The organism is Ensifer sp. ENS09, from assembly GCF_014852425.1.
Taxonomy (GTDB): Bacteria; Pseudomonadota; Alphaproteobacteria; order Rhizobiales; family Rhizobiaceae; genus Ensifer.
Genome location: NZ_JACVBP010000002.1, coordinates 172,285 through 187,177 on the forward strand (window position 1 = coordinate 172,285; position 14,893 = coordinate 187,177).

Here is a 14,893-nt window from a genome sequence, read left to right on the forward strand (position 1 = left end):
TTAAGACTTGTCGTCGCGCTGACCGCTCGGCCGCGGACGACGCTGCTTGTGATCGACGCCCCGATGGCGTACCGGCAGCGATTCCTGCGGCTGTCCGAGCGAAGCCGGGCGGACGCCGGGCATCTCTACGCGCATGACCCACAGTTCGCGGTTGGTGTTGATCCAGGTGGCTGCGACGCTGAGCGGCGCCGGATTGCCGATCAAGGCGTCGCCGTCGCGCCGCCTGAGGCGGGTAACTAGGCCCGCGGCCTCAAGAAGCGTTATGTGCATTTCCAACTCTTCGCCGGTTACCGCGACAGCCACAGCTATGTCGGCGACGCGCGCCTCGCCAGCAAAAAGGATCTCGAACGTGCGGCGGCGAACCGGGTGGGCAAGCGCCAGCAGGACGTCATCAAGGGTTGTGGCATTCGGCATCGCTGTCATCCCTGTTGGATGCGCAGTGATCCATTATAGCCTTCTGGCTTACAAGCGCCAGTTGCGCTTGCGTTTCATTTGGATTTCCAATGATTTAAGAGCGCGCGCCAAACTGTGCCAGAACGAAACATAAGCCACGCGGTCGTTAGACCGCATGGCTCTCGTTATCGCGGTCAGCCGCTGAACTTGCCGCTGCGCGGGAAGCCCTTCGGAACGACGCGGCCGGCAGAGGCGCGGTCGCCCTGCCATTCGATCAGTTCGTCCTTGGTCTTGGTAAAGACCCGGCCGGCGCTGTCTTCCCAGACGAGACCGTCGGCGATCGTAAAGCAGCGGATGTCGGAGATGCCGCCATCCTTGTAGCGTTGCAGCCGCACGCCCTTGCCGCGCGCCATCTCGGGGATCTGCACGAGCGGGAAGACGACCAGCTTGCGGTTTTCGCCGACGACGGCAACGTGATCGCCCTTGACCGGAACGACCAGCTTCGCTTCGTCGCTGCCCGAGACGTTCATCACCTGCTTGCCCTTGCGGGTATTGGCGACGATATCGCTTTCGGTGACGACGAAGCCGTTACCGGCAACCGAGGCGACGATCAGCTTGCGCGCCGGATCGTGAACGAAGGCCGTCAGAACGTCCTGGTCGGTCTCCATGTCGACGATGATGCGCAGCGGCTCGCCATGGCCGCGACCGCCGGGCAGCTTGTCACCGCCGAGCGTATAGACCTTGCCGCCTGTCGTGAAGACGAGGATCTTGTCGGTCGTCTGCGCCGGGAACGCCACCTTCAGCGCATCGCCCTCCTTGAACTGGAGTGACGACGTGTCGGAGATGTGACCCTTCAGCGCACGGATCCAGCCCTTCTCAGAGATGACGACGGTGATCGGTTCCTTCTCGATCATCGCCTGCTGGATCGCTTCGACGTCGGCTTCCGGCGCATCGGCAAAGGTGCTGCGGCGCTTGCCGATCTCGGTCGCCTTGGCAAACTTCTTTTTGACTTCGCCGATTTCCCAGGCGACGGTCTGCCATTGCTTTTCGTCGGAGGCGAGCAGTGCCTCGATCTCGGCCTTTTCCTTCGAGAGCGCATCGAACTCAGTGCGGATCTCGAACTCCTCGAGCTTGCGCAAGGAGCGCAGGCGCATATTGAGGATCGATTCGGCCTGGAGATCGGTGAGCGAGAACCGCTCCATCATGACCGTCTTCGGCTCATCCTCTTCGCGGATGATGCGAATGACTTCATCGATGTTCAGGTAGGCGACGAGGTAGCCGCCGAGGATTTCGAGCCGGCGGTCGATCGCGGCCAGACGATGGCGCGAGCGGCGCTGCAGCACTTCACGGCGATGCGCCAGCCATTCCGACAGCACTTCGTTCAGCGCCATGACCCGCGGCACGCGGCCCATGGACAGCACGTTCATGTTGAGCGGAATGCGGCTTTCGAGCTCGGTCAGCTTGAACAGCGATTCCATCAGGATGCCGGCATCGACCGAACGGCTCTTCGGCACGAGGACGATGCGGATGTCTTCGGCCGATTCGTCACGAATGTCTTCGAGCAGCGGCAGCTTACGGGCGATCAGCAGCTCGGCAATCTTTTCGATCAGGCGCGACTTCTGCACCTGGTACGGGATCTCGGTGACGACGATCTGGTAGCCGCCGCGCCCAAGCTCTTCCTGCGCCCAGCGGGCACGGACACGAAAACCGCCACGGCCGGTGCGGTAGGACTCGGCCATGCTTTCCCGGCCCTCGACGATCACGCCGCCGGTCGGGAAGTCGGGCCCTTCGATGCCGCCTTTTTGCGGGTTGGCCGGATCGTAAAGCAGATCCTCGACGGTCGCCTCGGGATGACGGATGAGGTGCAGCGCCGCGTCGCACAGTTCATGCGCGTTGTGCGGCGGGATCGAGGTGGCCATGCCGACGGCGATGCCCGTCGCGCCGTTGGCGAGAAGGTTCGGGAAGGCGCCGGGGAGCACGGTCGGCTCCTGGTCTTCCTCGTTGTAGGTCGGGCGAAAATCCACCGCGTCCTGGTCGATGCCTTCCAGAAGCAGCGAGCAGACGTCCGTCATCTTGGCTTCGGTGTAGCGCATCGCCGCGGCGTTATCGCCGTCGATGTTGCCGAAGTTGCCCTGGCCGTCGACCAGCGGATAGCGGATCGCAAATTCCTGCGACAGGCGCACCAGCGCGTCATAGATCGACGCGTCGCCGTGCGGATGGAACTTACCCATCACGTCGCCGACGATACGCGCGCATTTCTTGAACGAGGAGTTGGGGCGCAGCCCCATCTCGCTCATCGCATGCACGATGCGACGGTGCACGGGCTTCAACCCGTCGCGAACGTCCGGAAGCGCGCGGTGCATGATGGTCGACAAGGCATAGGCGAGGTAACGCTCTTCCAGCGCCGCCTTGAGGTCAACCGGCTGAATGTGATCGTCCCCGCCTGACGGGGGATTGAGGCTTTGTCCCATAGGTTCTTGCTAGCGCAACAAACCCGGAACGGCAAGGTTTTCAGGGCTTGCGCTTGTGGAGAACCCCCGCGCCTCAAATAACCGGCCCGCGCACCGATCCGCTTGCCCCGGCGCAATGTTCGTGCAACGGTCGCGCCGCTATGCGTCGGAGGCTGCCGCCAGGTAACGTCCCGGAAAGCATGCCCGAGCAGGAACATGTGCGGTTCGCCCAAGCGAATATAATTTCGCCCTGTTTCGTAATAGCTTCGGCTGGAGTTGATTTGGACGATTTGCAAGGGGGACGCAGGACGCGCATTGGCAGATGGAAATGGCGGCAGCGCGCCGCCGATAAAGACGAATGCTGCCAAGCGCCTACAGTTGAAGCCCCTCGCCAAGGGAACCAGATCAGCGACGCCTTATCTTCTTAAACAGCTACACAATCAAAGATTTTCACGAAGGAACTCGAAATGATGCACACGCGCAAGATCAGCCTGATGATGGCGAGCGCCGCGCTCCTCACGCTTACCGGCCCGGCCTTCGCGCTCGATGGCGCCGATCTGATGAAGAAGCTCGACGCAGCTACGAACGCGAACGGCACCTCGCTCACCTATGACAAGGCCGAAGTCGACGGCGACAAGGTGACGGTGACCGGCGTGAAGCTCAAGGTCGCAAGCCAGCCGGGCGAAGCGGTGGACCTGAAGATCGGGGACCTGACCTTCGAAGGCGTCGAGGAAACCGAAGGCGGCGGCTACTACGCCGAAACCGTTTCGTTCCCCGACGTTAATGTCAGCCAGGACGAGGGTGCCATTTCGGTCAAGGACATCCTGCTCTCCGGCCTGACGATCCCGGCCAATGCGACCGGCGGAACGATCAACGACATCCTTCTCTATGAAAGCGCCAGCACCGGCCCGATCGCCGTCAGCTCCAAGGGCAAGGAAGTGTTCTCGCTCGAAAGCACCGAAGCCAACCTGGCACGCCAGGAGAACGACGCCGGCTTCGACTTCGACGCGACTGCGTCCGGCATCAAGGCCGACCTGTCGTCGGTCGAAGACGCCAAGAGCAAGGAGGCGATCGAAAAGCTCGGCCTCACCACCATCGACGGCGCCCTGACGATGAAGGGCAGCTGGGAAGTCGAAAGCGGCAATGTCGCACTCGAAGAATATGCCCTCGACTTCAAGAATGTCGGCCGGCTGAACTTCGCTCTCGACATCTCCGGCTACACGCTTGCCTTCGTCAAGTCGATGCAGGAAGCGATGAAGGCTGCCGAAGCCAACCCGAACAAGGAAGAGGCCAACCAGGCCATGGGTCTCGCCATGATGGGCCTCATGCAGCAGCTGACCTTCAACAGTGCCGAAATCCGCTTCGACGACGCGTCGATCACCAACAAGGCGCTCGACTATGCCGGTTCGCAGCAGGGTGTTTCCGGCGAGCAGATGGCGCAGTCGCTGAAGGGCCTGGTTCCGATCATGATGGCGCAGCTCAACGTGCCGGAACTGCAGAACCAGGTGTCGGCCGCCGTCAACGCCTATCTCGACGGCCCGAAGAGCCTGACGATCAGCGCCGCTCCGGAAAAGCCGGTTCCGTTCCCGATGATCATGGGTGCCGCCATGGGCGCGCCGAACACCATCCCGTCGGTGCTCGGCGTCAAGGTAACGGCGAACGACTAATCGTTCAGGTCTCTCCCGGCTTCAGCCGAGCCCAGAAGAGACCAAGATGACGACCAGCCTTGCGCGCCGAGACAGGCGCGCAAGGTTTGATGGCGCCGCGCCCCGCTTCCCATGCGGCCCAAGGCATTCACTCGGCGGACTTCGCCAGCCGAAGCCCGCGCCGCCGCCCTCTCCTGAAAGAACAAGCTCCGCCTTTACTTGCGAACCGCACAGTCGGATCACGTCGGGCGCCCTTGTGGAGCGCGCACCGGTTGCGGGGCACGCTTCTTCCTGGTCGGCTATTGCTCGCACCAAGAAATTTTCACCGTAAGGCGATGGCGTTTTTCATCGAAATCGTGCATGCCACCCTCAGGCAATTCAGAGTCCGACTTCCAGCGAACTTGAGAGCATTTAGGCCTCGACCGGGACGTCTCGGACTTTGTGCAAAATATACAAATACATGCCCGAATATCGTCTCCACGTTACGGCAGATCGGACGTAAATGCTCGCCTGGCTCCAGCAGTCTGTAAATTTCACCGAAGAATTGCTGGAGGGGAAATTCGCCCCCGTCCGAGCCGATTACTACACAGGCCCGCCGGGTAAGCCGCTGCGGCTGCTGCTTCAGGCGCGGACGGATTTCCTGTCGATCTGGCGGGCGAGCGACTATACCGAAACGGTCTCGCAGACCCGGATCCTTGGGCGGCAGATCATCGTCGTCAACTCGCCCGATCTGATCCGCCAGGTCGTCGTCAAGCGCCACGAAAACTTCGAACGCAAGAGCCCGCAGATGCGCCGGGCACTCGAATTCCTGCTGGGCGACGGGCTGTTCATTTCGGACGGAGACACCTGGAAGCAGCGCCGGCCGCTGGTGGCAGACATCGTCCACGCCAAACGGGTCCCCTCCTTCGGGCCGGTCATGGAAAATACGACCAGCGAACTGGTCGAGCGATGGAACCGCATGCCCGATGGCGCCGAGGTCAACGCTCTGCACGAAATGGCCGGACTGACCGCCGAGATCATCGCGCGCAGCGTCTTCGGCAACCAGCTCGGCGACGACAGCGCCGCGGCCGTGACCGAAGGCTTCACCAGCTACCAGTCGCTGGTCGATTCCATCAACATCGGCTACTTCCTCGGCTTCGACGATGGCCTGCCGGTACTGCGCACGCCGAGCCTGCGTCGTTCGGTCAAGCGCATCCACGCAACCATCGACAAGGTGGTGGAGGATCACCTGGCCGGACGCGGCGACCACAATTCGATGGTCGAGCTGCTGATCCGCCGCCAGCAACGAAACCCGGAACTGAAACTCGATGTCGTCGCCTTGCGCAACGAGGCCGCAACCATCTTCATGGCCGGGCACGAGACGACGGCGGCGACGCTGACCTGGACCTGGTATCTGCTTTCGAAAGCCGGCTGGGTCGAGAAGGCCGTGCACGACGAAATCGCCAGGGTCTGCGGCGACCGGACACCGACGATCGACGACGTGCCGCAGCTCGAATGGTGCCGCGCGGTCATCGAAGAAACGCTTCGCCTTTATCCACCGGTGCCGATCCTGGCGCGACAGACCCGCGAGGCGGACATGATCGGCGACGTTGCCGCCGAGCCGGGCTCGCTCGTCTTGATCGTGCCGTGGCTCCTTCACCGGACAGAAAGCCTGTTCCAGGATCCACACCACTTCCATCCGGAGCGGTTCACCGAAGGCCGCCGCCCGACGCCCTACAGCTTCATCCCCTTTGCCAGCGGACCACGCGTCTGCCCCGGCCTGCATTTCGGCCTGACCGAAGCGATCCTGTGCCTGGCGATCATCGCGCAGCGATACCGGGTTCGTGTGAGCCAGCGTCATGCGGTCGAGCCGATCTGCCGCCTGACGCTCAGGCCGAAAAATGGCCTGCCAGTTACCTTGCACAAGCGAGAGGCCCCGTCGCATGGCGCCGGATGATCCGCACGCGGCGCAGCCCATCGGCAAGCGCAGGGCATGGATCTTCGCCGAGGAAAGCGCCCCGCGGCTCGCCGATGCCCTGGCGGGTGGCGACAGGGCGCGGGCCTTCCGGCGCTATTGGATCACCGACAACATCTGGAACGTCGCCAACATCGTCGCCCATTTCGGCATGAAACTGCTGCCGATGGACGCCTGCTCCAGGCTCGGGGCAGCGCTCGGCCTCTTCATGGTCCCACGCTTCCACAAGGTGGCAACGCGCCGCGCCCGCGAAACCATCGAACAGTTGCGGCCGGACCTTGACGCCCAGCAGCGCGAGGCACTGTTCCACGAAAACTGCCGGGCCCAAGGGCGCTTGATGACGGAGTTCTCCGTCGTCAACCGATTGCAGCGACGGCCGGAGCGGCTGAAGACCGATGGCCTTGCGCCCATCCGTGAGGCGGCGAACCACGGCCCGGTCATTCTCGTCGGCCTGCATCTCGGTAACTGGGAAGTGGGCACGATCGCATTCCGCAAGCTTGGCCTCCAGCCGCATGCCTTCTACGTGCCACCCAAGGGCCGGGCCAAGGCATGGATCGCCGGCCGGGTGCGCAGCAAGGCGGGCCTGCAGTTTCTACCTCCGGGAATGGACGGAATCCGGCCAGCGCTGAAGGTTCTGAAAGGCGGCGGCGTTGTCAGCATCTTCTGCGACGAAGGGTTTGGCGGCATGATCCGCGGGCCGTTCTTCGGCCGCCGGCCGCATCAGGAAGGCAACATCGCGATCGCCATACGACTGGCACGCATGACGGGCGCCACGATCTGCCCCTGGTACGGCCTTCGCACCGACGACTTCCGCTTCGAATGCACGGCCTTGCCGCCGATAAGGCTGCCGGAGGACGCGCACCCCAATGCCCGGCTGCTGGACGACATGCAGCTGCTGAACGACACGATCGAGCCGGTCGTTCGCGCCCATCTCGACCAATGGTACTTCCTCGACAACGCGCTTCGGCCGCAGTGAAGCTTGCTCGCGCTTTTTTGTGCGCCCGCATGTCGGCCTTGCGATCGCCGCTTGATGCCGGCCGGGTCTGGCCTATTTATCCCACCAAGGACCGAATTCCCTGTTCCTGACCGATAAAACGGAAGGAGATAGCCATGGGACTGAAGCAGGCGGACATTACAGCCATCCTTGGCCCGGTCGACGAGACGCTGATGGCCGAACTGCTTGCGACCGGCGCAACGGCCGGCGAGCTCGCAGAGGCGATCGCCTGGGTCAACAACGATGAAGCGCTGATCGGGGAAGGCCGCCATCTGCCGGCCGGCCGCGTTGCGGCACTGATCGACATCTTGACCCCGGACAACGAAGAAGAGCGGAATTTCGAACTGTAGTCGAAGACAACTACTTGCCGGGTAAGTCCGATTGCAAGCCGCCTGCCGGGCGGCTGGGTGCGTGAGGCCATATGTTCGTGTCGAGGGAGGTCCACAATGGCTGCCAAGGAAGTCAGGTTCAGTAGCGATGCCCGCGATCGGATGCTGCGCGGCGTCGACATTCTCGCCGATGCGGTCAAGGTCACGCTCGGCCCGAAGGGACGCAACGTCGTCATCGAACGCGCCTTCGGCGCGCCCCGCATCACCAAAGACGGCGTGTCCGTCGCCAAGGAAATCGAGCTCGACGACAAGTTCGAGAACATGGGCGCACAGATGTTGCGGGAGGTCGCGTCGCGCACCAGCGACGTGGCCGGCGACGGCACGACGACGGCCACCGTGCTCGCGCAGGCCATCGTCAAGGAAGGCGTCAAGGCGATCGCGTCCGGCATGAATCCGATGGACCTGAAACGCGGCATCGATCTCGCCGTCGATGCGATCGTCGCGAAACTGAAGACCCACGCGCGCAAGATTTCCAATAATGAGGAGATCGCACAAGTGGGCACGATCTCGGCTAACGGCGACGTCGAAATCGGAAGCTATCTGGCTAAGGCCATGGAGCGTGTCGGCAACGAAGGCGTGATCACGGTCGAGGAGGCAAAAACCGCGGAAATCGAGCTGGAGATCGTCGAAGGCATGCAATTCGACCGCGGCTATCTCTCCCCGTATTTCGTCACCGACCAGGAGAAGATGCGGGTCGAATTCGAAGACCCCTACATCCTCATTCACGAAAAGAAACTTTCCAATCTGCAGGCGATGATCCCGATCCTCGAAGCGGTGATCCAGGCAAGCCGGCCGCTGTTGATCATCGCCGAGGATGTGGAAGGCGAGGCGCTGGCGACGCTGGTCGTCAACAAGCTGCGCGGCGGGCTGAAGATCGCCGCCGTCAAGGCCCCGGGCTTCGGCGACCGGCGCAAGGCGATGCTCGAAGACATCGCCATCCTGACGGGCGGAACAGTCATCTCCGAAGACCTCGGCATCAAGCTCGAAAACGTGACGCTCGCCAATCTCGGGCGGGCCAAGCGGGTGATGGTCGAGAAGGAAGACACCACCATCGTCGACGGCGCCGGCACCAAGACGGATATCGACGGGCGTGTCGGCCAGATCAAGGCGCAGATCGAGGAAACGACCTCCGACTACGACCGCGAGAAACTGCAGGAACGGCTGGCCAAGCTTGCCGGCGGCGTCGCGGTGATCCGGGTGGGCGGCTCGACAGAAGTGGAAGTGAAAGAAAAGAAGGACCGGGTCGACGATGCGCTGCATGCGACACGGGCCGCGGTGGAGGAAGGCATTCTGCCCGGCGGCGGCGTCGCACTGCTCCGGGTCGTGCACGCCCTCGATGGGCTCAAGCCCGAAAACGACGACCAACGCGTCGGCGTCGAGATCGTGCGGCGGGCGCTTGAAGCGCCGGTGCGCCAGATTGCCGAAAACGCCGGCGCAGAGGGCTCGGTCATCGTCGGCAAACTTCGGGAGATGAGCGACTTCGCCCAGGGCTGGAACGCGCAGACCGGGGAATATGGCGATCTCTACCGCATGGGCGTCATCGATCCGGCAAAAGTCGTGCGGGCGGCGCTGCAGGACGCGGCATCCGTCGCCGGCCTGCTTGTGACCACCGAAGCCATGGTCGCCGAAAAACCGAAGAAGAACGGACCCACGCCAGCGCCCGGCCCGGGCATGGATTTCTGACCCGCACCCGGCGGTCGGCCGCCTAGCCGGACGGCTGTCGGTAGCGCCCGACCTCGGCAATGGCAAGCTCAGCGATCGGCAGCAGGTCCGCTTCGCCGGCGCCGTCTTGCGCTTGGACCGTCATGCCCTGAAGGATGGCGCCGACGAAGCGCGCGAGGCCGCCGGCATTGGTGTCCGCGCGCAGTTCTCCATCCCTTATGCCCTGCCGGAAGCGCGCCTCCAGCAGCGTCAGCGTTTCGCTGCGCAGGGCCGAGACGTGGCTTGCGATCGCCTGGTTCTCAACGGCGCAGGTGAGCACCGCGGTCGAGATCATGCAGCCTTTCGGGCGCCCGGGGCGGGTAAACTCATAGGCCGACGCGCGCAGCAACTTGCCGATCACCTCGACCACGTGCCCTTTGGCGGCAAGATTGCGGCCGGCGGCCGCCCCCTCCTCGCGCCGATATTGTTCGAGCGCCTCACGATAGAGATCCGCCTTTGAGGTGAAGGCCGCGTAGAGGCTCTGCGGCGTGATCCCCATGGCGGCCGTGAGATCGGCGATCGACGCGCCTTCGTAGCCAAACCGCCAGAAGGTTTCGCCGGCAGCGGCCAGTGCCACGTCGCGATCGAAAGCGCGCGGTCGCCCGCGCCGGCGCGAAGGCGATACCAAAGTCGCATCATTTTCCACAATGGTCACTCTAGAATTCTCTCAACACCTGCCGTATTCAGGAATGGTCATTGTGATTATAGAGGGATTTGTCCAATGAGTCTCCATCTGAAAGCCGCCACACTGCTCGCTTTGCTGGTCGCCTCCCCTGCACTGGCCGACAATCAAAACACATCGCTGAGCGCACGGCTCGACCCGGTCATCGATCAGGCGATCGCAGACAAGCGTATCGTCGGCGCCGTGGTCCTCGTCGCCCGCGACGGGCAACTCGTCTATGCGCGCGCCGCGGGGCTCGCCGACCGGGAGGCCGGCCGCGCGATGAAGGAGGACGACATTTTCCGCTTTGCCTCGGTCACGAAACCTTTCGTGACAGCGGCGGCCATGCGCCTTGTCGAAGAGGGTCGGATCACGCTCGACGATCCGGTCAGCAAATGGCTTCCCGACTTCACGCCGACCTTTGACGGCAAGACGGCGACGATCCTCGTCCGCCATCTGCTCAACCATACGGCAGGGCTGGAATACGGCTTCTTCCAGCCGCCCGGCGGCAGCTATGCCAAGGCCGGCGTTTCCGACGGTCTCGATCTCACCGATCTCTCGCTCGACGAAAACCTCAAGCGTCTCGCCAGCGTCCCGCTCGCATCCGAACCGGGCAAGGCCTTTCGCTATTCGCTGGCGATCGACGTGCTTGGTAGCGTCATCGAGAAGGCAACCGGCAAGACGCTAGACAAGGCAGTCAATGAACTCGTCGTCGCCCCGCTGTCGCTGACCGACGCCGGTTTCTCGACAAAGCCGTCGGAGAGATTGACCGCCGCCTATTTCGACGGTTCGCCCGAGCCGAAGCGCATGGAGGGAAGCGTCGCCGTGCCGATCGGCGAAGGCAAACTGACGTTCTCGCCGGACCGCATCCTCGACGCCAAGCAATTCCCCTCGGGTGGGGCCGGCATGGCGGGGACGGCCAAGGATGTGCTGACCTTCCTCGAAGCTATCCGCAAGGGCGGCAGCCCTATCCTGTCGGCAGAGACGGTGAGGACGATGATGCAGGATCAGACCGGGCTTGAGGCTCAGACGCAAGGGCCCGGCTGGGGCTTCGGCTATGGCTGGGCCGTGCTCGTCGATCCCAAGGCTGGCGCCACGCCGCAATCGAAGGGCACGATCCAGTGGGGCGGCGCCTACGGTCACAACTGGTTCGTCGATCCGGTCGAGAAGATTACCGTCGTCGCCATGACCAACACGACCTTCGAGGGCATGTGGGGGCCGTTCACCCGCGATGTTCGCGACGCCGTCTACGGCAGGCACTGAACGGACATCTGGAGCAGACAAAGAAAAAGCCCGGCGAGACGATCGCCGGGCTTTCTTTTTGGGATCAGATCCGTTCGACCTTAGTCCTTCTTCTGCGGGATCGGGCGGATCGCCAGTTCGCGCAGTTGGGCCGGCGTCGCTTCGGACGGTGCACCCATCAGGAGGTCGACCGCCTGCTGGTTCATCGGGAAGATGGAGATCTCACGCAGGTTCTTGGCGCCGACGAGCAGCATGACGATGCGGTCGATGCCGAAGGCCATGCCGCCATGCGGCGGCGCGCCGTACTGGAACGCGCGGTAGAGGCCTCCGAACTGGTCTTCGACTTCCTGCTGCGACTTGCCGGTCAGTTCGAACGCCTTGACCATCACTTCCGGAAGCTGGTTACGGATCGAGCCCGAGGCGATTTCGAAGCCGTTGCAGACCATGTCGTACTGGTAGGCCTTGATCGACAGCGGGTCTTCGCCGTTGAGCGCTTCCAGACCACCCTGCGGCATCGAGAAAGGGTTGTGGGCGAAGTCGATCTTCTTCTCGTCTTCCAGCCATTCGTAGAACGGGAAGTCAACGATCCAGCAGAATTCGTAACGGTCGCGGTCGACGAGGTTCAGTTCCTCGCCGGCGCGCGTGCGGGCTTCGCCGGCAAACTTGTAGAACTTCGTGGGATCGCCGGCGACGAAGAAGCAGGCGTCGCCGTCGTCAAGGCCGAGCTGGGTGCGGATCGCATCCGTGCGCTCTTCGCCGATGTTCTTGGCGAGCGGACCGGCGCCTTCAAGCTTTTCGCCCTCCTTGCGCCAGAAGATGTAGCCGAGACCCGGCTGGCCCTGGCTCTGCGCCCAGGCGTTCATGCGGTCGCAGAAGGCGCGCGAGCCACCGGTCTTGGCCGGGATCGCCCAGACTTCGACCTTCGGGTTCGACGCGATCATGTTCGCGAAGACCTTGAAGCCGGAACCGGCGAAGTGTTCGGTCACTGCCTGCATCTCGATCGGGTTGCGCAGGTCCGGCTTGTCGGAGCCGTACTTGCGGATCGCCGTGTCGTAAGGAATGCGCGGGAACTTCTCGGTCACCGGCTTGCCATCGGCAAATTCGACGAAGATGTCGCGGATGACCGGCTCCATGGTCGACCAGACGTCTTCCTGCTCGACGAAGCTCATTTCCAGGTCGAGCTGGTAGAATTCGCCCGGCAGGCGGTCTGCGCGCGGGTCTTCATCGCGGAAGCACGGCGCGATCTGGAAGTAGCGGTCGAAGCCGGCCACCATCAAGAGCTGCTTGTACTGCTGCGGAGCCTGCGGCAGGGCATAGAAGCTGCCCGGGTGGATACGCGACGGCACGAGGAAGTCACGCGCGCCTTCCGGCGACGAGGCCGTCAGGATCGGGGTCGTGTATTCGGTAAAGCCGACGTCACCCATGTGGCGGCGCATCGACGAGATGATCTGGGTGCGCTTGACGATGTTCTTGTGCAGCGTGTCGCGGCGCAGATCGAGGAAGCGGTACTTGAGGCGCACGTCTTCCGGATAGTCGGGCTCGCCGAAGACCGGCAGCGGCAGTTCCTTGGCGGCCGAGAGAACTTCGATCTCCTGCGCATAGAGCTCGATTTCGCCGGTCGGCATGCCCTTGTTGACGGTGTCGTCCATGCGCGCCTTGACGAGGCCGTCAATGCGCACGACCCATTCGCCGCGAACGGTCTCGGCTGCCTTGAAGGCCGGGCTGTCGGGATCGGCGACGACCTGGGTGATACCGTAGTGGTCACGCAGGTCGATGAAGAGCAGGCCGCCATGGTCGCGGACGCGGTGGACCCAGCCCGAAAGGCGAACGGTGGAGCCGACATCCGACTTGCGGAGGGCGGCACAGGTGTGGCTGCGGTAACGGTGCATCGTCTTATCCCGGAATTGCAAAGGGCCGCGCAAGCTCGTGGGACACAGCGCGCGGCAACATGGTCAAAATCGGGCGGAAAAGCGCATGATGCGCAGCCTTTGTCAAGCTGCAGCGCCCGCTGCCGCCCCCGATGGAGGTGCGTTGTAAACGAAGGCAGGAGCCAGTCCAAGACCGCTTGTAACAGAAGGCGGGTGAAATGCCGCGAAAAGAACGGCAATCGTCACAATTCGGGGCTGTCCGGCGCCAAGTTGCAGGGCTACACATGAGCAAGGCCCGACAGTGATCCCACCCGAGTCGTGGCCGCCTTCCCGGATGTCGCCTGCCCCATGTCTCAGATTCGCCCGCTCATCCCCCTCCTCGTCACCGCAGGCATCCTCATCGGCGGCAACGGCCTACAGGGCACCTTCATCTCGCTTCGCGCACTGGAAGAAGGTTTCTCGACATCGCTGATCGGCGTCATCGGGGCCGGCTACAATATCGGCTTCGCGCTTGGCTGCGTCTACGTCACCCGCATCCTACGCTCGATCGGCCATATCCGCACCTTCTCGGCGATGGCGGCGATCGCGTCTGCAGCCGCAATTTCCATGGTGCTCGTCATTAATCCGCTGATGTGGTTCCTGATGCGGCTTCTGGCCGGCATCTGTTTCGCCTGTTTGTTTGCAACCGTCGAAAGCTGGCTGAACGCCAGCGTCACCAATAAAAACCGGGCGCGCACGCTTTCCGTCTATCGCCTCGTCGACCTTGGCTCGGTGACGGCGGCGCAATATGTGATTCCAGGCATCGGGCTTGGCGGCTTCGAGCTCTTCGCCATCATCTCCATGGCGCTGACGCTGTCGCTGGTGCCGATCTCCTTTGCCGACCGATCGAGCCCGGTGGCGCCGGAGGCGATCCGCTTCGACGTCAAGGCGCTCTGGAACATCTCGCCGCTCGCGACCGTCGGCTGCATCGTCGTCGGCCTGACCAACGCCGCCTTCCGCTCGCTCGGGCCGATCTATGCGCAGGGCATCGGCCTTTCGGTCACCGCGATCGCCACCTTCATGAGCGCCGGCATCATCGGCGGCGTCGTGTTGCAGTATCCGCTCGGCCACTATTCCGATCGGTTCGACCGCCGCCTGATCATCCTGATCGCCACCTTCGGCTCGCTGCTCGCCGGCCTGTTCCTCGCCTTCGGCGCCGGCAACGACGAATGGCTGAACTTTGCCGGCATCTTCCTGTTCGGCGCCTTTGCCATGCCGCTCTATTCGCTCTGTTCGGCGCATGCCAACGACCACGCGGCCGAGGGGCAGCATGCGCTCGTCTCCGCCGGCATGCTGTTCTTCTGGTCGCTCGGCGCGATCATCGGGCCGCTGTTTGCATCTTTCCTGCTCGAGATCTTCGGGCCGCAGGCGCTGTTCATCTACACGGCAGCGATCCTCTTCCTGTTCATGCTCTACACGCTGCAGCGCATGACGGCGCGCGCACCGGTACCGGCCGGCGAGCGGGCGATGCCGTTCCGCAACCTGCTGCGCACCTCGTCCTTCTTCAACAAGCTCGCCGCCGGCAACAACCACAAGCGCAAGGATCGCTGACCTGC

Annotated in this window: 11 protein-coding genes; 7 read left to right on the forward strand and 4 right to left on the reverse strand. The window is 63.3% G+C overall.

What is annotated here, in order from left to right:
* Positions 1–414, reverse strand: coding sequence for a transcriptional regulator (locus tag IB267_RS09005; protein WP_371742522.1), 414 nt, complete (start codon positions 412–414; stop codon positions 1–3).
* A gap of 173 nt (positions 415–587) precedes the next feature.
* Positions 588–2,864, reverse strand: coding sequence for a DNA topoisomerase IV subunit A (gene parC / locus IB267_RS09010; protein ID WP_192447319.1), 2,277 nt, complete (start codon positions 2,862–2,864; stop codon positions 588–590).
* Positions 2,865–3,310: 446 nt separating this feature from the next.
* Here parC and IB267_RS09015 point away from each other — a divergent pair, with 446 nt between their 5' ends.
* From IB267_RS09015 to groL, 5 genes are all read left to right on the forward strand, one after another.
* Complete coding sequence (locus IB267_RS09015; protein WP_192447320.1) at positions 3,311–4,510, forward strand: hypothetical protein; 1,200 nt, start codon at positions 3,311–3,313, stop codon at positions 4,508–4,510.
* A gap of 481 nt (positions 4,511–4,991) precedes the next feature.
* Positions 4,992–6,425 carry a cytochrome P450 gene (locus IB267_RS09020; protein ID WP_192447321.1) on the forward strand — a complete coding sequence of 478 codons (1,434 nt, stop codon included), beginning with the start codon at positions 4,992–4,994 and terminating at the stop codon, positions 6,423–6,425.
* Positions 6,412–7,419, forward strand: a complete 1,008-nt coding sequence (locus IB267_RS09025; protein WP_192447322.1) for a lysophospholipid acyltransferase family protein — start codon at positions 6,412–6,414, stop codon at positions 7,417–7,419. The genes IB267_RS09020 and IB267_RS09025 overlap by 14 nt, the downstream gene beginning before the upstream one ends.
* Before the next feature lie 134 nt (positions 7,420–7,553).
* Positions 7,554–7,787 (forward strand): hypothetical protein, encoded by a 234-nt coding sequence (locus tag IB267_RS09030; protein WP_043611430.1) that lies wholly within the window; start codon positions 7,554–7,556, stop codon positions 7,785–7,787.
* Between the two features lie 96 nt (positions 7,788–7,883).
* Entirely contained in the window at positions 7,884–9,509 is a 1,626-nt protein-coding gene (groL, locus tag IB267_RS09035) for a chaperonin GroEL (protein WP_192447323.1), read from the forward strand.
* 22 nt (positions 9,510–9,531) lie between these two features.
* On the opposite strand, the gene IB267_RS09040 is transcribed toward groL, so the two are convergent.
* Complete coding sequence (locus tag IB267_RS09040; protein ID WP_192447324.1) at positions 9,532–10,182, reverse strand: TetR/AcrR family transcriptional regulator; 651 nt, start codon at positions 10,180–10,182, stop codon at positions 9,532–9,534.
* 66 nt (positions 10,183–10,248) lie between these two features.
* Here IB267_RS09040 and IB267_RS09045 point away from each other — a divergent pair, with 66 nt between their 5' ends.
* Complete coding sequence (locus IB267_RS09045) at positions 10,249–11,451, forward strand: serine hydrolase (RefSeq protein WP_192447325.1); 1,203 nt, start codon at positions 10,249–10,251, stop codon at positions 11,449–11,451.
* 80 nt (positions 11,452–11,531) lie between these two features.
* Here the strand turns inward: IB267_RS09045 and aspS are convergent, their stop codons facing one another.
* Positions 11,532–13,319, reverse strand: coding sequence for an aspartate--tRNA ligase (gene aspS / locus IB267_RS09050; protein WP_192447326.1), 1,788 nt, complete (start codon positions 13,317–13,319; stop codon positions 11,532–11,534).
* A 327-nt stretch (positions 13,320–13,646) separates the two neighbouring features.
* Here aspS and IB267_RS09055 point away from each other — a divergent pair, with 327 nt between their 5' ends.
* Positions 13,647–14,888, forward strand: a complete 1,242-nt coding sequence (locus IB267_RS09055) for an MFS transporter (RefSeq protein WP_192447327.1) — start codon at positions 13,647–13,649, stop codon at positions 14,886–14,888.
* The last annotated feature ends 5 nt before the right edge of the window (positions 14,889–14,893 follow it).

What these genes read in the sequence shown, in the direction of transcription:
- aspS (WP_192447326.1), bottom strand. Translation starts at nt 13,319, where the DNA reads ATGCACCGTTACCGCAGCCACACCTGTGCCGCCCTCCGCAAGTCGGAT.
- parC (WP_192447319.1), bottom strand. Translation starts at nt 2,864, where the DNA reads ATGGGACAAAGCCTCAATCCCCCGTCAGGCGGGGACGATCACATTCAG.
- IB267_RS09025 (WP_192447322.1), top strand. Translation starts at nt 6,412, where the DNA reads ATGGCGCCGGATGATCCGCACGCGGCGCAGCCCATCGGCAAGCGCAGG.
- IB267_RS09030 (WP_043611430.1), top strand. Translation starts at nt 7,554, where the DNA reads ATGGGACTGAAGCAGGCGGACATTACAGCCATCCTTGGCCCGGTCGAC.
- IB267_RS09020 (WP_192447321.1), top strand. Translation starts at nt 4,992, where the DNA reads ATGCTCGCCTGGCTCCAGCAGTCTGTAAATTTCACCGAAGAATTGCTG.
- IB267_RS09005 (WP_371742522.1), bottom strand. Translation starts at nt 414, where the DNA reads ATGCCGAATGCCACAACCCTTGATGACGTCCTGCTGGCGCTTGCCCAC.
- groL (WP_192447323.1), top strand. Translation starts at nt 7,884, where the DNA reads ATGGCTGCCAAGGAAGTCAGGTTCAGTAGCGATGCCCGCGATCGGATG.
- IB267_RS09015 (WP_192447320.1), top strand. Translation starts at nt 3,311, where the DNA reads ATGATGCACACGCGCAAGATCAGCCTGATGATGGCGAGCGCCGCGCTC.
- IB267_RS09055 (WP_192447327.1), top strand. Translation starts at nt 13,647, where the DNA reads ATGTCTCAGATTCGCCCGCTCATCCCCCTCCTCGTCACCGCAGGCATC.
- IB267_RS09045 (WP_192447325.1), top strand. Translation starts at nt 10,249, where the DNA reads ATGAGTCTCCATCTGAAAGCCGCCACACTGCTCGCTTTGCTGGTCGCC.